Below are 19947 nucleotides of genomic sequence, written 5' to 3'. Positions count from 1 at the left end.
CAGTAATCAATCAAGAAGGGGAAGAAACATGAAAGATATCTACGTCAAGTTCGGCAGCCCGGCCATCAACGGCGAGTCGCAGGACAAGGACCACAAGGACTGGATCGAAGTCAGCTCGTGGCAGCACAGCATCGTGCAACCGCGCTCGGCCACTGCGTCGACCGCCGGCGGCCACACCGCCGAGCGCTGCGAGCACGGCGAGATGATCTTCACGAAGGACATGGACGTCGTCAGCCCGCTGCTGTACCAGCACGCGTCGGGCGGCACCACCTTCGACGAAGTCACGGTGCAGTTCTACCGTGCCGACGGCGAAGGCAAGCGCGTGCAGTACATGGAGATCAAGCTCAAGTACGTGCTGATCGCCAGCGTGAACCCGAAGGTCGTGAGCACCGACGTGGCCAGCGTGCCGAGCGAGACCTTCTCGCTGAAGTACGCCGCCGTGCAGTGGAAGTACACGCAGCAGAAGATCGGCGGCAACCAGGGCGGCAACTCGCAAGGCGCCTGGAGCCTCACGAAGAACGACAAGACCTACTCGGTCTGACGCCAGTCGGGCAATGACGACCGCGGCGAAGGCCGCGGTTTCTTTTTGGCGCCGTGCCCCTCGCGCGGCGCCGTGCCCCTCGCGCGGCGCCTTGCCCATTGCTCGACGCGAGAGACAGGGAGTGACCCATGACAGGATTCGAACCAGGCCTGCTCGACAAGCTGTTCGATGACGACTGGCGCGGTCCGGCTTCGCCGGTGCTGCGCCATTTGTCGCTCGACGAGGTCAAGAACGTGGTCGCACGCGACCTCGAGTCCCTGCTCAACACGCGCATGGTCTTCGACGACGCCAAGCTCGAGGCCTACCCCGAGTGCCGGCGTTCCGTCATGACCTACGGCCTGAGCGATTTCTCGGGCCTGAGCCTGGCCAGCCACTACGACCGTTCGTTCATCTGCCGCTCGCTGGAGCAGGCCATTGCCCGCCACGAGTCGCGCCTGCGCGATGTTTCGGTGTCGCTCGAGGTCGACGGCCAGGCCAGCACCCACATGCTTTATTTCGGAATCACCGCCTTGCTCGTGCTGCCCGAGCTGGCCGAGCCGGTGAACTTCGACGCCATGCTGCAGCCCACGACGCTGCAGTACTCCATCACCCGCGGCACCGGCAAGAGCCGGTACGCCTAGCGCCACGATCCGCGCACACGACGCACACCATGGACGAGTTGCTGCCCTTCTACGAACGCGAGCTGGCCTTCCTGCGCGGCTACTCGCAGGAGTTCGCCAAGGGCTACCCGAAGATCGCCGCGCGCCTGGCCATCTCGGCCGACGCCAGCGAAGATCCGCACGTCGAACGCATGATCCAGTCGTTCGCGCTGCTCACGGCCCGCATCAGCAAGAAGCTCGACGACGACTACCCCGAGCTCACCGAAGCGCTGCTCGAGGTGATGTACCCGCACTACCTGCGGCCCTTTCCGTCGTGCTCCATCGCGCAGTTCGACGCCGGCGGCGCGGCACTCGCCAAGCTCAGCAAGCCCATCACCATCGCACGCGGCACCGAGCTCACCTCGCAGCCCGTGCGCGGCGGCGCCTGCCGTTTTCGCAGCGTGTACGACGTCACGCTGGCAGCAGTGCAGGTGTCGAACGTGGTCTACCACTCGGTGGTCAACGCGCCCGCGCAGGCCTCGCTGCCGCGCAACGCCACGGGATGCCTGTCGGTCACGCTCGAGGCCACCGGCGAGCAGAAGTCGCTCGGCACCCTGGCGCTCACACTGGCGCGCTTGCGCACCTTCATCGACGCCGAGCCCTCGCTGGCCACGGCGCTGGCCGACGCCATCTTCCTGAAGACGGCTGCCGTCTTCGTGGAGCCCGAGCGCAGCGGCAAGTGGACGCTGGTGCAGGGCGAGGCGCTGCATCCGGTCGGCTTCGACGAGGCCGATGCGCTCATCGAACTGCCGGCGCGCTCGCACCCCGCGTACCGCCTGCTGAGCGAGTACTTCGCGTTCCCCGAGAAGTTCAACTTTGTCGACATCGACCTGGCGAATGCGCTGCGCCACATCGGCTCGTGCCGCTCGATCACGCTGCATCTGGTGATGACCGACGTGCGCGCCGACTCGCCCACGGCGCGGCTGCTCGAAGGCGTGTCGAGCCGCAACCTGCGGCTGGGCTGCACGCCCGTCATCAACCTCTTCAAGCAGCGCAGCGACCCCATTCGCGTCACGCACGCCGCCGCCGCGTACCCCGTGGTGGCCGATGCGCGCCGCGCCTTCGGCTTCGAGGTCTACAGCATCGACTCGGTCAAGCTCGTGAAGCAGACCGCCGAGGGCGACGCGTACATCGAGTTCAGGCCCTTCTATTCGCTGCACCACGGCGAGCATCCGAAGGAGGCCGAGCACTACTGGTTTGCGCGGCGCAACGAACTCGTGGCGCAGCGCAGCCCCGGCTACGAAACCGAGCTCTCGATCGTCGACATCGACTTTCAGCCGTCGCTGCCGCAGACCGAGACGCTGAGCATCGACCTCACCTGCACCAACCGCGACCTGCCGCACTCGCTGGCCTTCGGCCTGCCCGGCGGCGACCTGTTCATCGAGGGCAACTCGGTGGCGCGCTCGATCCGCATGCTGCGCCGCCCGACGCAGACGCTGCGCATGCCGCGCGGCAAGGGCGTGCAGTGGCGGCTGGTGTCGCACCTGTCGCTCAATCACCTGTCGCTGGCCACCAGCGGGCTGCCGGCGTTGAAGGAAATGCTGCGGCTGTACGACCTGGGCCGCTCGGCCGTGTCGGCGCGGCAGATCGAGGCCATCACCGCGATCGAGCAGCAGGCCACCACCCAGTGGTTGCCCGGCAAGCCCTTCGCGACCTTCGTGCGCGGCATCGAGCTCAGGCTCACGGTCGACGAGACCGGCTTCGTGGGCAGCAGCCTGCAGGCCTTTGCCCGCGTGATGGACCATTTCTTCGGTCTCTATGTGCACCTGAACAGCTTCACCCAACTGGTGATTGTTTCGGCGCGCGACAAGGAGGAGCTGGTGCGATGCAAGCCCCGCAGCGGCGAATCGATCCTCCTGTAGCCGAAAGGCTGCTGCGCGAACCCTACCGCTTCGAGTTTTTCCAGGCGGTGCGGTTGATCGAGCTCATGCTGCTCAAGCGGCAGGAGCGCGACGTGCACCAGCGCCTGGTGCCCGGCGAGCGCATGGTGCCGCGCTGGGTGCGCTTTCGCAGCTCCACGAGCCTGAACTTTCCGCCCAGCGAGATCGAGGCGCTGGCGGTGCGCGACGCCGTGGGCGAGCTGATGTCGGGCGCGCAGCTGTGCGAGCCGCCGGCGCCGCATGAGGACGAGCACGACCTGAGCCGCATCGAACTCACGCCCGCGTCTTTCGGCATGCTGGGCGTATCGGGCGCTCTGCCCATCGTCTACACCGAGATGCTGATGCGCCGCGAGCAGCATCTGCGCGACAGCTCGGCGCGCGCCTTTCTCGACGTGTTCAGCAACCGCGCCGCCGCGCTCTTCTATGCGGCCTGGCGCAAGTACCGCCTGCCGCTGCACTACGAGCACGAGCGCAGCCGCGCCTACCTGCCGGTGCTGCTGTCGATGGCCGGGCTGGAGCACACGGCACAGCGCGATCCGCTGACCGACGGCACGGGCACCGTGTTCGACGAAACCGTGGCCGGCTATGCGGCTGCGGTGCGCCACCGGCCGATGTCGGCGGCCTACCTGCAGCGCGTGCTGTCGGACTACTTCCGCAGCCACATTCGCATCGAACAGTTCCTCGGCAAGTGGTACGACATGCCCGTGCAGCAGCGCTCCAAGCTGGGCGAGGGCAATGTGAGCCTGGGCCAGAACGCGATGGCGGGCGAACGCATCTGGCAGCGCGACCTGCGCATCCGCCTGTGGATCGGTCCGCTCAAGCGCAGCGCGCTGCGCGAGTTCTTTCCGGGCCGCGCGCATGCGAAGGCGCTCGAAAAAATGCTGGCACTGCTCGCCGGCGTGACCTGCGAATACGAAGTGCGCCTGATCCTGGCGCGCGAAGAAGTGGCCGCCGTGCAGCTCAGCGACAGCGGCGGCAGCCACCTCGGCTGGGACAGCTTCATCACCACCTGCGAAGCCGAGAGCGACCGCAGCGACACGCAGTACGAGCTTCAGCCCCTGCAGTGACCTTTCAACGAACACGACCGACAGAAGAAAACCACCGTTCATGAGCACCTCGCTGAAGACACTGATCACCAAGCTCAACGCCAGCGCACGCATGGCCACGCAGCGCGCTGCCAACCTGTGCCTGGCCCACGGCCACTACGAGGTCGACCTGGAGCACCTGTTCCTGGCGCTTCTGGAGCAGACCGACAACGACCTCGCGCGCGTGCTGCACGCCAACCGCATCAGCGCCAGCGCGATCCAGTCGGACCTGGAGCGCGAGATCCAGACCTTCAAGAACGGCAACACGCGCACGCCGGTGTTCTCGCAGCATCTGCAGCAGCTGTTCCAGCAGGCGTGGCTGCTGGCCTCGCTCGACGCGCACGCGGCGCAGATCCGCTCAGGCCATCTGCTGCTCGCGCTGCTCACGCAGCCCGACCTCGCACAGCTCGCGCAGCGCGGTTCTCCGCTGTTCGCGAAGATCCGTCTCGAAGACCTGAAGCACGACTTCGACAAGCTCACCGACGGTTCGAGCGAAGCGGCCGAAGCCGGCGCCTCGGGCGCGGCGGCCGAAGGCGATGCGCAGCAAGTGCCGGCCGACCCGCTGGCCGCGGGCGTGCCCGGCAAGACGCCCGCGCTCGATCAGTTCACCACCAACCTCACGCAGCGCGCGAAAGACGGCGCACTCGACCCCGTGATCGGCCGCGACACCGAGATCCGCCAGGTCATCGACATCCTGATGCGCCGTCGCCAGAACAACCCCATCCTCACGGGCGAAGCCGGCGTCGGCAAGACGGCCGTGGTCGAAGGGCTGGCACTGCGCATCGCCGCACAAGACGTTCCCGAGTCGCTGCGCGCCGTGGCGCTGCACACGCTCGACATGGGCCTCTTGCAGGCCGGCGCGAGCGTGAAGGGCGAGTTCGAGAACCGCCTGAAGAACGTCATTGCCGAAGTGAAGAAGAGCCCGCACCCGATCGTGCTGTTCATCGACGAGGCCCACACCATGATCGGCGCGGGCGGCCAGGCCGGGCAGAGCGACGCGGCCAACCTGCTCAAGCCCGCGCTCGCGCGCGGCGAGCTGCGCACGATCGCCGCCACCACCTGGGGCGAATACAAGAAATACTTCGAGAAGGACGCGGCGCTCGCACGGCGCTTCCAGGTCGTGAAGGTCGAGGAGCCCAGCGAAACGCTGGCCGCCGCCATGCTGCGCGGCATGGTGCCGCTGATGGAGAAGCACTTCAACATCCGCGTGCTCGACGAAGCCATCACCGAGGCCGTGCGCCTGTCGCACCGCTACATCAGCGGACGGCAGCTGCCCGACAAGGCGGTGAGCGTGCTCGACACCGCGTGCGCGAAAGTGGCGCTCGGCCAGAGCGCGACACCGGCGTTGATCGAAGAAGCCAATCGTGGCCTCGAACGCATCGAGGCCGAGAGCGCCGCGCTGGTGCGCGACACCGCGGCCGGCGGGCGCCATGAAGCGCGTCTTGCCGAACTGGCGGAACAAAAGAGTGCGCTGCAGGCCGAGCTGGCCGCGAGCCAGCAACGTCTGGCCGAAGAGAACGCGCTGGTCGAACGCATCCGTGCGCTGCGTGCCCAACGCGATGAATCGGCTGCGCAGCCCGAAGCCGCGCCCGCAGTGGCAGAGAAGGCCCCGGCCCGCGCCGCCAACCGCAAGAAAACCGCTGCCGCCGCAGACCCCGCGCGCGACCAGCTCGACGCCCTGCTCGCCGAACTGCGCGCACTGCAGGGCACCACGCCGATGGTCCCGCTGCAGGTCGACGGCCACGTCGTCGCCGAGATCGTCTCCGCCTGGACCGGCGTGCCGCTCGGCCGCATGGTCAAGGACGAGATCAAGACCGTGCGTGCCCTCGACACGCTGCTGGCCGAGCGCGTCATCGGCCAGGACCACGCGCTCGCCGCCGTGGCCCAGCGCGTGCGCACCGCGAGCGCTCGCCTGGAAGACCCCAACAAGCCGCGCGGCGTGTTCATGTTCGTCGGCCCCTCGGGCGTCGGCAAGACCGAGACCGCGCTCGCGCTGGCCGACATCCTCTACGGCGGCGAGAAGAAGCTCATCACCATCAACATGAGCGAGTACCAGGAGGCGCACAGCGTGTCGGGCCTGAAGGGCTCGCCGCCCGGCTATGTGGGCTATGGCGAAGGCGGCGTGCTCACCGAAGCCGTGCGCCGCCAGCCCTACAGCGTGGTGCTGCTCGACGAGGTCGAGAAGGCCCACCCCGACGTGCTCGAGATGTTCTTCCAGGTGTTCGACAAGGGCATGATGGACGACGCCGAGGGCCGCGAGATCGACTTCCGCAACACGCTGATCATCCTCACGTCGAATATCGGTTCGTCGCAGATCATGCAGGCCTGTCTCAACAAGACCGATGAAGAACGCCCCGCGCCCGACGCGCTGGCCGACGCCCTGCGCCCCGTGCTCATGAAGGCCTTCAAGCCGGCCTTTCTCGGCCGCATGAAGGTGGCGCCGTTCTATCCGATCACCGATGCGGTGCTGGAGCAGATCATTGCGCTCAAGCTCGGCCGCATCCGCGACCGCATCGCGACTAACCACAAGGCCGTGTTCGAGTGGGACGACGCGCTGGTCGAGGCCGTGCTCGCACGCTGCACCGAGGTCGACTCGGGCGCGCGCAACGTCGACCACATCCTCAACGGCACCTTGCTGCCCGAGATTGCCGAGGCCGTGCTCACGCGCATGGCCGACGAGACGCCGCTCGCGAAGATCAAGGCCAGCTGTGGCAAGGGCGGCGAGTCCCGCTACCGGATCACCTAGGCGCAGCACGGCGCGTGCCCACGGGAGAACCATAACAATGACGACGAACTTCACATCGGCTTCACTCGGCGGGCTTCTGCGCGCGGGCACCACGCAGCGCGAGCGCCTGCTGGTGCTGCACACGCCACTGAGTACCGACAAGCTGCTGGCCGAGCGCCTGGACGGCGTGGAAAGCATCGATGACGGCGGCTTTCGCTTCGAACTCACCGCGTTGAGCGACGACGCGCACATCGAACTCAAGACCCTCATCGGCCGGGGCGTGCGCCTCGACCTGCAGACCGCGCAAAGCCGCACCGAGCTGCGCCCCTTCCACGGCCACGTGAGCGAGGCCGAGTGCGTGTCGAGCAACGGCGGCATGGCGCGCTACCGGCTCGTCATCGAACCGTGGATGGCCTTCCTGCGCTACCGCCAGGACAGCTGCCTGTTCCAGCACCAGAACGTGTTCGACATCGTCGATGCCGTGTTCGGGCGCTACCAGAGCCAGGGCCAGCTGGTTCCGCAATGGCGCTGGGAGATTGCCCAGCGCGACATCTACCCTGTGCGCGGCATCACCACCCAGTACCAGGAGAGCGACTTCGACTTCGTCGCGCGCCTGCTCGCTGAAGAAGGCCTGTACTACTGGTTTGAACACGCGACCGGCAAAGAGGGCGCACTGGGCAACCACACCCTCGTCATCGTCGACCACGCCGGCGCCTTCCGCGCCAACACCCAAGCCACCATCCGTTTTCACCGCGCCGATGCCAGCGAGCGCGAAGACACCATCCAGCAGTGGCGCGGCCACCGCCAGCTGCAGACCAACAGCCTCGCGCAGCAAAGCTGGGACTACAAGAGCGTGAGCGCGCGCCCCGTGCAACAGCAAAGCCGCGCCGCGGGCCAGCGCACGCTGCGCTGGAGCGATGACCCCGGCGCCTACGGCTGGGAAACCAGTGCCCAAGGCGAACGCCTGCTGGCCAACGCCCTGCAGGCGCTGGAGCTGCGCAACAAGCGCTTCGAAGGCCGCAGCGCCGTGCGCACCCTGGCACCCGCCACCACCTTCACCTTGAGCGGGCACGAGCAGCACGACAAGGACAGCGAGCAGGACCGCCGCTTCGCCGTGCTCGCCGTGCGCCACATCGCGCGCAACAACTTCGACGAAGACCTGAAGACCGGCATCGGCGAGCGACTGGGCCTGCCCGACATCGCCACCGAGTTCGACAGCGGCAATGCCGACAAGACAGCAGACGCCGTCACCCACTACCGCAACGAGTTCACCACCGTGCGCGCGGCCATCCCTTACCGGCCCCTGAGCCTGGACGGCCACGGCCAACGCATCCACCCCAAGCCCAGCGTGCACGGCAGCCAGAGCGCCATCGTCATCGGCGTGGGTGGTGGCGGTAGCGACGGTGCCCCGGTCCACACCGACCGCGACCACCGCATCAAGGTGCAATTCCACTGGCAGCGCGGCAGTGCGTCCAGCGCACGCCAGTCGCGCACCGACGGCCAGGACAACGCCCCCGCCGCCGACCGCCTGGGCGCCTGGGTGCGCGTGGCCGCCAGCGCCGCCGGCGACAACTGGGGCCAGATGAGCCTGCCGCGCGTGGGCCAGGAAGTGCTGGTGGAATTCCACCACGGCGACATCGACCGCCCCGTCGTCGTCGCCGCGCTGTACAACGGCGCCGGCCAGGTTGACGCCCAACACAACCAGAAATCAGCAGGCGCCGCCCAGTCCACCGGCAACGCGCCCGCATGGTTCGCTGGCGAAGGCAAGGGCGCCAAGGAGCATGCGCACAACGCCGTCTTCAGCGGCATCAAGACCCAGGAACTCAGCGCCAGCCAGAGCGGCGACGGGGGCTACAACCAGCTCGTCTTCGACGACACCCCGGGCCAGGGCAGCACCAGCCTGGCCACCACACAGGCCAGCAGCCGCCTGCACCTGGGCCACCACAAACAGCAGGACGACAACGCGCGCGGCAAGGGCCGCGGCCACGGCGCCGAGCTGGCCACCACCGCGCAAGGCGCCATCCGTGCAGGCGCGGGGCTGCTCGTGAGCGCCTACGCGCAGCCGAACGCCAAGGGTGCGTTCATGGCGAGCCGCGAAGCGCAGCAGCAGACCAAGCAGGCCGAAGAACTCGCCACGTCGCTCGCCCAGAGCGCGCAGACGCAGAAGGCGCAGATCAAGGGCGAAGGTGCTCCGAATGATCTGCCGGCCATCGCGGCGTTGAAGCACGTGGCTGAAGTGCTGGAGGCCAAGCAGGAAGGCGGCGGACCATCGGGTAACAACGGTGGATCAAGTAGCAGCGACATCAAGGCCACCGAGGGCGGTCACGGCAGCGTCACCGCGTACAGCGAACCGCACCTGCAGTTCAGCGCGCCGATGGGCATCGGCTTCGTCACGCCCAAGGAAGTGATCGCCGTGAGCGGCCAGCACACCGCCATCGTCGCGAGCCAGGACATCGACCTGCCCGCGCAAGGCCAGATCGCGGTGAGCGTGGCCAAGGGGGTGAGCCTGTACACGGTGGGCACGAAGGCGGGAGAAGGCAGTGAACCGAACCAGGAGCGCGGCATCACGCTGCATGCGGCCAGCGGCAAGGTGAGCCTTCAGAGCCAGACCGGCGCCACCAAGATCGCCGCCGATAAGAAAGTGACGATTGCCAGCACGGCGAAGGACGTGGCCGTGGAGGCGCCCAAGCACGTGCTGCTGACGAGCGCGGGGGCGTACATCAAGCTGGAGGGGGCGAGCATCAAGATCCATGCGCCGGGGAAGGTGACGTTCAGGGGGATGCACAACTTCGTGGGGCCGATGGGGGACAGTGCGAGCAATGCGTTGTCCGGAAATGCATATCGAGGATGCAGCATGCAGGAAAGTGATGCTGCCGGTGCGGGTGATGGTTCGCTTTCGCGATGAGCAAGCAGATTTCACCTATGTTGTTCCAAGCCCTGTCGTCGCTCCGTGCCGCAGGCGCCGACGTACCGGTGCCGCCGCCTCACCCGCATTGCGTTGCGCTATGCCGCGAAATTACCGCAGGGTTTTCGCATGAAGGTATTCGCACGGTACGGCCCTATCTCCTGCTTGAACGCTGGCGCGACAACCCGCTGGCAGCCGCCTTCGATGCGAAGTACCCGGAGTGCGCAGGTGCGCGTAGTTCTGTGACGGACGATTTCTTCGAGGGGCGCGAGGACGATGCGCCCTGTGTCGTACCGCTGCCTGAAGTGTTTGAGCCCACGGCATCCGATGACACGTTAGCGGGAATGCTGGCTCGTGAATGGCTGGGAACCTGGCTCGAGGCGGCATGGTGTGAGGCTCGACAGCGTTTGGCAGCACAGCATTTCGGGGCGGTCATTTTCAGCTGTGAGTCGGCGCGTGAAGTAGCGCGACATCTGGGCATTCTGGGATTCCAGACCCCGCCAAAGACGTCGCGCGCACGTCTGTTCCGTTATCAAGATCCGCGCGTCATGCAACGTGTATGGCCTTTGCTCACACCGTGGCAGCGCAAACTCTGGATGGGGCCGGTGCTGCAATGGTGGTCACTCGCGCAGCCATGGGAGGCATGGGAGGCAAATGAAGAAGGGCAGGACGCCCAGCCTTGCATCAAGTCAGCTCAATGGTTCAAGGCAGTTGCCCCTGCGACGCACAGCTTGGATCCCGATGCCCAACGTTCCCAGCGCCGCTTGTTCGATGAGGCGCAATGGACTGTGGCGCACACCGCGCCCGTTGGAAATCGCGTGTGGAGACGCTACGCCGATGCCGCCATCGACATTGCGGCGCAGCCTGAGGGGAGTGTCGTGAGTGCCCTTTTGAGCGAAGGCTGTGCGCTCGGTCTGGAAGGCAAAAACCTTGAAGATTTTGTGTGGTGCAGCACGCAGTCGAAGTACTTCAACCTTGATCGAAAAAGTATCCCGTGGTGTTCGCCACGATGGGCGCCAGTGCTCGCCCGTGTGTTGAGTGTGCTGCAGAACGAGCCTGACGCCAGCTTTGGTGGCGTATTTCACGAAATCGCCCAGCCTTTTGAGAAAGTCATCAAATGACCTGCGAATCTCCTTGCGACAACTGCAATCGCGCAGGCCTGCCGATCCTTTTCACCCGGTATGCCGTTGCCTACAGCGCGCAGGACAAGGGCATGGCGGCACTACGTCAACTGCGCCCCACCGGTCAGCTGCAAGCTCAGCCCAGTGGCGTTGCCTTGAAGACTGCGTTGTACAACGTCCGCATGTTGCGTGCCGGGTATCTGTATCTGCTGATCGAAATCGCTGGTGAAAAGCGCTGGGAGGGGTACGCAGTGCATCCGCACGGCTATCTGACCGCGTTTCCTGTCAGCGCTCCGGAGACCGCGAAGGTGCATGTCGCCTGTGCGCGGGACGATCGCCAGGCCAACGCGAGCATGGTGTGGGTGCGGGATGCCACGCGCGTGAAGAAGCTCTGGTACATGTTCCATCCAGACGTCGTGGACTACGAGCATCTCAAGAAGGAAGTCGAGCCGAATCTGGGTAAGTACATGCAGAGCTTCGACGTGGCCAGCTGGACCAAAGGAAATTTGAATCAGGCCGATGCCTGTCAGCCCGGACAGCTCAATGGGCAGGTTGTCGAGTTTTCCGCGTTGACTACACAGACCGTTCGCGACGCTTGCGGACCGCTCATGTTCGGCCTGATGGGCAGCAATGCGCAGGAGCGCGGATGGGGAGACTACGAGGAGGAGGTGGAGTTTCGAACGCCAGCGGTCACTGCGATGGGCGACCTCACCGGATTTGATGACATATCGGTCGAGACCCGAAAGCGAGTCGGTCCGACCTACGAGCAAGCCCATGGTCAACGACTTAGAAAGATGGCCGAGTTCCTGCAAGCCAACAAGGGCGCTGTGGCTGCGTGCAACGACGCCATTGGCATTTGTCAGGAGCTCGGGCATTTGCAGTCAGTGGCGCAGACGACGTATGCCTACTGGCAGGTCCAGCAGGCACCAGAGTTCGCCAAGGGGGTGACCAACGAATGGGTGCTTCAGACATCTTTGAACGCGCAAAGTCTGCAGGATCTGGTCAAGAAAGGTGCCATTCAGTCTGTGAACGCGGGATACGAAGAATCCAAGATGTTCTATGCGCCGCTGCCGCATGACCCACGCGAACGCGAAGCTGCACTGGCGACTCGAAATGCGAACCGCGAGTACAACAAGAAGAGGCAATTGGATGAAGCGATTGGGAAGATCGATGGCAAGTTTTCGAAGCTGTTCGATCGGGCTGCGGCAAAGAAATTTGCGGACAACGTTCATCAGCCTGCCTACGACACACTCTCGGCTTTACGTGACAAATTGGGAACCGATCAGGGGACTTGGCTGGTAAGCCCGGCCATGCTCAATGAGTTGGGCCGCTACAGCGACAAGGACTCAAGGATTGACAAGCTCGGCGGCGGCGTCAATTTGAGCCTTCAGCTGGCGCAGTGCATGGCAGGCCTGGAAACCAACACCTGGGGGCGGACATGGCTGTCGAAAGTCGGCGTTTGGGACGAAAACGTTCTCTCCCGGATGCTGTGCTTTAACAGCAAGGCGTATCTCGCTTCGTTAAAGCAGGCGATCGAACAACAGACCGCGCCATCAGCAGATCTTCCTGCGCCCGAGGCAAGCACATCCCTGCTTGAAGGCCTCGCCACCAAATTGAAGTTCCTTGCAGGGCGCCTGAGTCTTGGCGACAAAGCGCTCGCTTTCTTGGATCAGTTTCCCTCCATCAGCGAAAGCGCGCGGCTGCGAAAGCTGGCTTGGCCAGCGCACGTGATGACTCTGCTGAGCGTGAAGATGGCTTCGGGTTTGAGCCTGATTCCGGTGACAAGGAGAGAAGCGCAATTGGTCCGCTATATGGCTCTGGCTGGCGTGACGACGTTGGGCCGTACGGTTGACAGGGAAGCAGAGCGTTTGCAACTGAACGCGGAAGATATCAAGCGAGCGCGCGCCCGTGCCACCAAGCTCACCGAGCTTTCGACGCCTCAGAAAGGGAAGACCGGTGAGGCAGCGATGGCGCGAGTCAGAAAGGCGACGCCAGGCACCCGTGCGGCAATGTTGGCGGGGGTCTTCGATTTCGCCGCGGCGTTGCTCAAGGGCGGGCAACTCGCAGTGTCCCCCAATGGGCGAACGGCAACTGAGATGGCGGGCAATGTGCTGCAGGGCATCGGCTCGATTGCGGACTGGCGTGCCAAGGCCTATGAAGAGACGATCTTCAAGGGCATCAAAGGCGCGAACGTCTATAAGTACAAGGCACTGGAGACAGGGTTGGACGCGTTGAATTTGACCCAGCTCCGGGCGCTTCAGAAGATGGCGTTCAAATGGTTGCTTCCGGCTGCGTTGATTTCCATCTGGTTTGATGGTGTAGATGCTTCGATGTCGATAAGAAGAAATCAAGATGCGTTGGCAATCGCACAGATCACGAGCGTTTTTGGCACCATATTTACGATTGCTGCAACCGCGGTTGTTGCGTTCGATATCTCGGTGTTGGGGGTGGCTGCAGCAAGTTTGGGGGCCGTGCTTGGTTTGATCGGTGCTGTCTTGGTGGTCGCAGCGATCATTGCCATCGCACTGTTCAAAGAGGAAGAGTGGGTCAACTGGCTCTCCGACTGCCCACTGAACAAGAGTAAAAAACCGAATCACGAAAATCTGCAGGAGACACTGCAGAAGTTCGCCAATGTTCAGGCCGAACTGCAACCAGCGAACTAGCAAAACGTCATGTTTCCTAACGAACACGTATATCAACGCGCGCGCAGCCGCTCCGTGGCTGAGGGGCGTCGATGTGTGCAAGCCGATGGCGGAAAAAAGATGTGGAAGCCTCACGAGGCTTGCGAAGTTAACAATGTCGCCTTGCCGGGGCGATGCGTCTACGCGCAAAACGACTCGTATCTGGAGTTGTGCAATTCGGGATGGGAGCAGCAGTGGAAGACCGGGATCGGAACTGTCTTCGTGCTACTGCCCTGCCTGCTTATCTTCTGGGGGTTCTACGGGTTTGCACTTCATCCTCTCCTCACAGGGGAAATGATATTCCTGTGGTTTGGAGTCTTTGAGGCTCGGCCGATTTTTGTTTGGTTCGGTTGGCTTCTCATGCTTCCGCTTTCCATCGGCTGCTGTGTCTTGCTGTGGCTTTGGTTCGACATCATGGGCGCACGCACCTGTTTTTTTACGTTTGCCAGAGGTCGCATTCGCTTCAATCGAATTACCCGCAAGGTGTACTTGCTGAGGCCGAAAAGTTGCGGCGGAAATGCAGTGTTCGATTGGGATCGCTTGCGCGCCATCGTGGACATGGATGGCTACGATCTGCTTGCGCGGAAGAACGGGGCTCCGGGGAAGGCTGCGTACTATTCCCTCATTCTTTATGCCCCGCCTTTCGACCCCGCCGACCCGGAGGCCAAAGGCGAGGACGCCATCTTCGTGGGCCCATCGTTGCCCATGCAGAGTCAGGCTGCACCTTTGTGGGAATACATCCGCCGCTATATGGAGACTGGTCCAACGGTCGATCAGATCTCGGAAAGTTCATCCGCTCGATCCAAGCAAATTCCGCGCTACATCTCGCAGGGCCATAGCACTTTCTGCGGAATGCCCGATGTTCGGCAGTACAAGCTTGAGCAGCGCCCGGGCGTCATGGAAACCGCCTATCACATGCTCAGTCAGGTCACGTGCTCGTGGCCAGCGTTTCCAAGGGAATGGCAAAGCGACAGTGGCATGGGTGAACCTGAAGATCGGCCGGTGCAAACAGGTGCAGTGATGACGGCTTTGGTCTATCGGGCGAGGGGTAGGTTGAACAAGGCCGACGAGTTTGAATTGCTGACGCATTGGGGCACCGAAGAGGCATTGGCCGAAGCGACCGCCAAGCTATGAATGAGGGTGCTTATTGCAGGTGGGCCAGTGCATCTCAGATGGTGTCGCCGAGTTCATCTTGCTTGTCCATGGCAGACGCTTTCGGTGAGTCCATTGGCATTGATCATGAGGGGAGCGTTTTTGCAAGGCGTCTATCCAATCCCGAATCGGCAATCGTAGGCTTTTACCCGTTAAGAAATTACCCTGAGTTCAGGAGCCCACTTGAAGGCAAACACCAACCAAACTGATAGCAACGAATTTTTGAGCGAACAGCCAATGACGGCGCGCCATCTTTTCTTGGCGGTTCTGTACCTTCTGGCTTTCATCGCTTTTGGGTTGGCTGCTTGGTTCGCATTTTCGGCGAGCGCCAAGGCGGCTTTGGTCTTGGGTATTGCTGCGTTGGTTTTGCAAGCGATTGCGCATTTCTACGCAAAAGCAACGGCCGCTTCGGCTGCCGAAGGCAGAGGTCGGGAATTGCAAGCAGGAGCTGACGTCATGGAGCTGTGCTTCGCTTGCTACGCACAAGTTCCGATGGAAGCACCTGCGTGTCCTCATTGTGGAAAACGACACCCCATCTCATGAAGCGATTGCTCCTGCCTGTTGCGATGGTTGTTGCAGTCCTCATTGCGTCGGCGGTGGCCTATTACGGCTATAGGGTGAACGTGAGCACCTCCGATACATCCACCGCGGTATCGAGCGATGAGAGCCGGGCCCAGGGAAGGCTGTTGGCGAAGCTTCGTTTCGATGCACCGTCTTTTGGCGATTGCTCGGTCCATGACGCGTGGCTGGAAAAGTCCTCCACGTTCGTGACACGCAACTGGTTCGGCATCCGTCTTGGAAATGAAACCATTCCTACAGCCGCCATCCATGTGGTCCTCAACATTCCCAAGGACCCATTCCAGTCTGCGGAAAGCTTGAGCTTCGACGAGACGAATCCGACCGCCTCCGACTTGGGGCTGACGGGCTCGTTCACCCAGACCGTCACGATCAACGCGAAGCGCTACTGGCTGTTCGGATCGAACACCGTGTTTCCGCCGCCTGCGGTCATGAAATTCAGCTGTGGCACAGCAAACGCACATGCAACGTTGGCGAACTAGGATTTTTCCGGTCCACGCGATGGCGATCGGCCAGCCCCTGAACCGACAGGGCGGGAAGACCGCGCGCGGCCATGCATCGAACGAAGACCGGCACGACCGGCACTGACACCAGGGAGGTGGATATCCATGTCATCAGACACATCAAGCAGCTTCATGCCGACGCCATGGAAACTCGAAGGCCTGAGCGTCGCGCGGCTGTCGGAGCAGGCGCGGCTCATCAAGCTGCAGCTGCCCGCGTCGGCACCGCAGAACGCCGTCGTCGTCGAGCGCTTCACCGGCAGCGAAGGCCTCAACGAACTCTTCGAGTTCACCATCGACACCCTTGCCACCTCGAGCGAGTTCGACCCGTTCGCGTTGATCGGTGAAGAGCTGAGCCTGCGCCTGCTGCTGGCCAATGGCAGCTTTCGCACCTGGCACGGCTACCTCACGGCCGTCGACGCACTGGGCGGTGACGGCGGCCTCGCGCGCTACCGGTTGCACCTGCAACCCTGGCTCACAGCGCTCGGCCTTCGCCGCGACAGCTTCGTGTACGCCGCCAAGAACGTGCAGGACATCGTCAGCGAAGTGTTCGCCGACCACACGACCGCGAGCTTCAGCTTCGAAGTCACGCAGGAGATGCCTGTGCGGCCCACCTGCGTGCAGTACCGCGAGTCGGACCTGGCCTTCGTGCTGCGCCTGCTGGCGGAAGAAGGCCTGAGCTTTCGCTTCGAGCATGAACAGCAGTCTGCCAATGGCAGCAGCACGGGGAACAACACCACGCCCTCGCATCACCGCCTCGTGATCTTCGACCGCGCGGCCACCCCGCCCGACTGCGCCCTGCCGCAGATCCGCTTCCACCGCGTCGATGCCACCGAAGCGACCGACGCCATCACCGCCTGGAGCAGCCGGCGCCAGGTTACTACCAACGCCGTCATGCGCAACGCCTGGGACGCCAGCGTGCTGCAAGCCCCCACCGGCGCCGTGCAGAGCGCGCTGTCGATGGGCGACGTGCCCGTGCTGGAGCACTACGACGGCACCGGTGCACAGCGCTACGCCGACAGCGCCACTGCGGCCCGGCGCGCCGAGCAGCAACTGGTGGCCTTCGAGTCGCGCATCAAGCGCTACGGCGCGGCAGGCAGCGTGCGGCAGCTCGGTGCGGGCGAGCGTTTCACGCTCACGCAGCACGACCGCTACGAGGGCAGCAAATTCCTCGCGCTGCGCGTGCGCCATGAAGCAGCCAATAACCTCGGTGCACAAGCCGCGCAGGTGCTCGAAGCCGGCGAACTCGAGAAAGGCAGCTACCGCAACAGCTTCGAGGCCCAACCGGTCGAAGCGCAGGTCGTGCCGCTGTGGCGGCCCAAGCCCACGGCCCCTGAAGCGATGGTTGCGCTCGTGGTTGGTGCCGATGACGACGAGGCACCGACTGCAGTCCACACGCAGCGCGACCATCGCGTGCAAGTCCGTTTCCATTGGCAGACTCAGCGGGCGAGCCAGCAGCAACAACAAGGCAGCCTGGTCGCAGCCGGTCGCCATGCGAGCAACCGCCAGTCGGTCTGGCTGCGTGTGGCGGCACCGGTGGCCGGGCCAAACTGGGGCGCTCACCACCTGCCGCGCGTCGGTTCTGAAGTGCTCGTGTCCTTCATCGAAGGCGACATCGACCGACCGGTGGTGTCCCAGCAGCTCTACAACGGCCAAGACCTGCCGCCCTGGTCGGCCGGCACCGATTCGTCGGCCAACCACGCAGGCGTGCTCTCGGGCTGGCACAGCCGCGCGCTCGACGGCAGTGGCTACAACCAGTGGATCGCCGACGACGCACCCGGACAGGTGCGCACCCGCCTGGCCAGCTCACACGCAGCGAGCCAGCTCAACTTGGGCCACCTCAACGCCCAGTCACCCGACGAGAGCACCCGCGGCGCCTGGCGCGGCAGCGGCGCAGAGCTGCGCTCCGACGCCTGGGTCGCCACGCGCGCCGGTGAGGGCCTGCTGATCTCTACATTGGCCCAGGAGCGGGCGGCGGGCAGCGTGCAAGACACCACCAGCGTGCGCGGCCAACTCGGGGGCGCGCTGCGCGAGGCGCAGAAGCTGTCTGATGCGGCCGGCGGTGCGAAGGCGTTGGCGTTGAATGCCACGGCACTGCTGCAGCCGCTCATCGACGACATCGATCCGCAGAAGAACGGGCACTACCCGGGCAGCGTCAACGGGCAGGACGCCCGCGAGCCGAAGGGGGGAGAAGGCGCAGGTTCGCGTGAAGGGCAAGACCCCGTGCCCGCCTTCGCACGACCGCTCATGGTGCTCGATGCCGCCATGAGCTTGAACATGGCCACGCCCGCCAGCGCCACGGTGTTCGCGGGCGAAGCGATCCACTGGACCGCGCAGGCGCAGGCCCATCTGGCCGCAGGCAAGACCGTGGGCTTCGCTGCTGGCAAATCCGTGGGCCTGTACAGCCACGAAGGTGGCATCCAGGTCATCGCGCAGGACGGGCCGGTGACTGTGCAGGCGCACACCGACGAACTCGAATGGCTGGCCAAGGAAGGCTTCACGGTCACCAGCAGCAATGACGAGATCCACGTGCTGGCGCAGCAGAAGATCACGCTCAAGGGTGGGCAGACGAGCATCGAGCTGGATGGGATGAACATCACGCTGAAGATGCCGGCGCTGCTGGACATCAAGGGGACGAGCAAGAGCTTCGTGGGGCCGAAGGGGAATCCGGCAGAGCTGATGGGGCTGCCGATGGGGTTGACCAGCGAACCCAAGCATTTCATTGAAGTGGAACGCCGTTACTACGACACGGATGCGGTGCAGGGCGCGGACGTCAAGGTGACGTTCTCGGACAAGAGCGTACGCAGGGGCAAGTTGGGATCGAACGGGCAGCTGCGCTTCGACGGCGTGCCGGCCGGTGCTGCAGACATCGAGATCGGCGAAGACGCCAGGGAATGGCAAATCGACCCCGTCGAGGAGTCTCCGGCCAACCCCGCCTACGGGAAGGACGTGACGCCTGAGCAGGCCATGGCGCTCTACGCGCTGGTTTTCGGTTCGGAGGACAAATGAACGACGCGCTCGATTGGTTCTGGGGCGTCCTGCAGGGCGACTTCAACGAGGATGCCAGCCTGTCGCAAACAGTCGTCGGCAGCATCATCACCGCGATTCCCATCCTTGATCAGCTCGCGGACATTCGCGACGTGATTGCCAATTTGCACCAGCTCTCGAAGGACTCGAGCGACAAGTGGAAATGGATCGCGCTCGCCATCACGCTCATTGGCCTCATTCCGGTTCTGGGGAGCCTGCTGAAGGGTGTTTTCAAGTCGCTGGTGAAGTTTCTCAAGCAGGGTGGCAAGTACGCCGATGAGGCGCTTGAAACGATCCTTGCGATCATCCGTGGCGCTGGCAAGGGAGATCCCGTCAAGTGGCTCAAGAGCCTGCCGATGGATCAGTATGCAAAGAATGCCGTCAAGCGGTTCGACGAGATCACGCAGAAGATCATTCTTGGCATCTCCGATGTGCGGCACCGGTGGCTGACCCGGAAGTTGCTGGGTGACAACGTCAAGCGGCTGGAACTGGTCGAGCAGCAGATCGCGAAGTTGCGGGGCATGGGGCAGGCCAAGATTCCCGAAGTCATGCGGTTCCTCAAGTCCGAGCTCGACAAGCTGCTGGAGCGGGCCAAGCCCGCGAAGCTGGACGGAGCAACCGACACGGCCAACACTCTGGCGCACAGTGCCAAGCCGCTGCTTCGGCTCGACTATGAAGTGGCGGTCAAGCGCCGCGTCGGTGGCAAGGTGCAAAGCATGCGCGCCGCAGGCAAGAGCGAAGAAGAGATCGCAAAGGCCGCGAATGCCGAGCGCCGTGCACTCGGCAAGGAATTCAAGGACAAGACCGACCCCGAGCTCCGGGAGGTCATCTACAAGCGCAACCAGGCGCTGTATGGCGATCCGCTGGGGCCGAAGTACGAAGACCTGAAGCGGGGCTATGTCATTCACCCCAAGACACGTGAGCGCGTGAATGTCGGCAAGGGCAATCCCAAGACCGATGCCCAGATCATCGAAGGCGCCCAGAATGCAGGGGGCGACGACATGCCGTGGGACCTGATCATGGAGTTCTATCGCCAGAAGAAAACCGGTGACCCCGAGAAGGCAGCCAAGCTTCTCCGTGAAATCGACGCGATCGTCAACCGAGCAAAGAAATAGT

General features: G+C 63.9%; 13 protein-coding genes. All 13 read left to right on the top strand.

Annotated features, from left to right (window positions below):
• Window positions 1–28: 28 nt before the first annotated feature.
• The 13 genes from CLU95_RS13550 to CLU95_RS13495 all read left to right on the top strand — a co-directional run bounded on the left by CLU95_RS13550 (window position 29) and on the right by CLU95_RS13495 (window position 19946).
• Window positions 29–541 (top strand): Hcp family type VI secretion system effector, encoded by a 513-nt coding sequence (locus CLU95_RS13550; RefSeq protein ID WP_062474768.1) that lies wholly within the window; start codon window positions 29–31, stop codon window positions 539–541.
• A gap of 128 nt (window positions 542–669) precedes the next feature.
• Entirely contained in the window at window positions 670–1161 is a 492-nt protein-coding gene (tssE, locus tag CLU95_RS13545; RefSeq protein WP_095747206.1) for a type VI secretion system baseplate subunit TssE, read from the top strand.
• Window positions 1162–1190: 29 nt separating this feature from the next.
• Entirely contained in the window at window positions 1191–3041 is a 1851-nt protein-coding gene (tssF, locus tag CLU95_RS13540; protein WP_099793840.1) for a type VI secretion system baseplate subunit TssF, read from the top strand.
• The gene (gene tssG, locus CLU95_RS13535; protein ID WP_099793838.1) at window positions 3005–4126 is read left to right on the top strand and encodes a type VI secretion system baseplate subunit TssG; all 1122 of its coding nucleotides are present in this window, start codon (window positions 3005–3007) and stop codon (window positions 4124–4126) included. Before tssF ends, tssG begins: the two co-directional genes overlap by 37 nt.
• Before the next feature lie 40 nt (window positions 4127–4166).
• Window positions 4167–6890, top strand: coding sequence for a type VI secretion system ATPase TssH (tssH, locus tag CLU95_RS13530; RefSeq protein ID WP_099793836.1), 2724 nt, complete (start codon window positions 4167–4169; stop codon window positions 6888–6890).
• A 37-nt stretch (window positions 6891–6927) separates the two neighbouring features.
• Entirely contained in the window at window positions 6928–9774 is a 2847-nt protein-coding gene (locus CLU95_RS13525) for a type VI secretion system Vgr family protein (protein ID WP_099793834.1), read from the top strand.
• Window positions 9771–10895, top strand: coding sequence for a DUF4123 domain-containing protein (locus CLU95_RS13520; RefSeq protein ID WP_099793832.1), 1125 nt, complete (start codon window positions 9771–9773; stop codon window positions 10893–10895). Before CLU95_RS13525 ends, CLU95_RS13520 begins: the two co-directional genes overlap by 4 nt.
• The gene (locus tag CLU95_RS13515) at window positions 10892–13558 is read left to right on the top strand and encodes a T6SS effector BTH_I2691 family protein (protein ID WP_099793830.1); all 2667 of its coding nucleotides are present in this window, start codon (window positions 10892–10894) and stop codon (window positions 13556–13558) included. The genes CLU95_RS13520 and CLU95_RS13515 overlap by 4 nt, the downstream gene beginning before the upstream one ends.
• 9 nt (window positions 13559–13567) lie before the next feature.
• Window positions 13568–14710: a DUF6708 domain-containing protein gene (locus tag CLU95_RS13510; RefSeq protein ID WP_099793828.1), complete on the top strand. Its 1143-nt coding sequence runs from the start codon at window positions 13568–13570 to the stop codon at window positions 14708–14710.
• 201 nt (window positions 14711–14911) lie between these two features.
• Window positions 14912–15271, top strand: coding sequence for a hypothetical protein (locus CLU95_RS30630; RefSeq protein ID WP_143605993.1), 360 nt, complete (start codon window positions 14912–14914; stop codon window positions 15269–15271).
• Window positions 15268–15786, top strand: a complete 519-nt coding sequence (locus tag CLU95_RS13505) for a hypothetical protein (RefSeq protein WP_099793826.1) — start codon at window positions 15268–15270, stop codon at window positions 15784–15786. Before CLU95_RS30630 ends, CLU95_RS13505 begins: the two co-directional genes overlap by 4 nt.
• 153 nt (window positions 15787–15939) lie before the next feature.
• A complete protein-coding gene (locus CLU95_RS13500; RefSeq protein WP_180288596.1) occupies window positions 15940–18813 on the top strand; it encodes a type VI secretion system Vgr family protein in 2874 nt (957 codons plus the stop codon).
• A complete protein-coding gene (locus CLU95_RS13495; protein ID WP_099793822.1) occupies window positions 18810–19946 on the top strand; it encodes a hypothetical protein in 1137 nt (378 codons plus the stop codon). Before CLU95_RS13500 ends, CLU95_RS13495 begins: the two co-directional genes overlap by 4 nt.
• Window position 19947 lies beyond the last annotated feature (1 nt).

Source organism: Variovorax sp. 54 (assembly GCF_002754375.1).
Lineage (GTDB): Bacteria > Pseudomonadota > Gammaproteobacteria > Burkholderiales > Burkholderiaceae_C > Variovorax.
The sequence above is the reverse complement of the archived record's forward strand: the minus strand, read 5'-3'. Positions and strand labels throughout refer to the sequence as shown.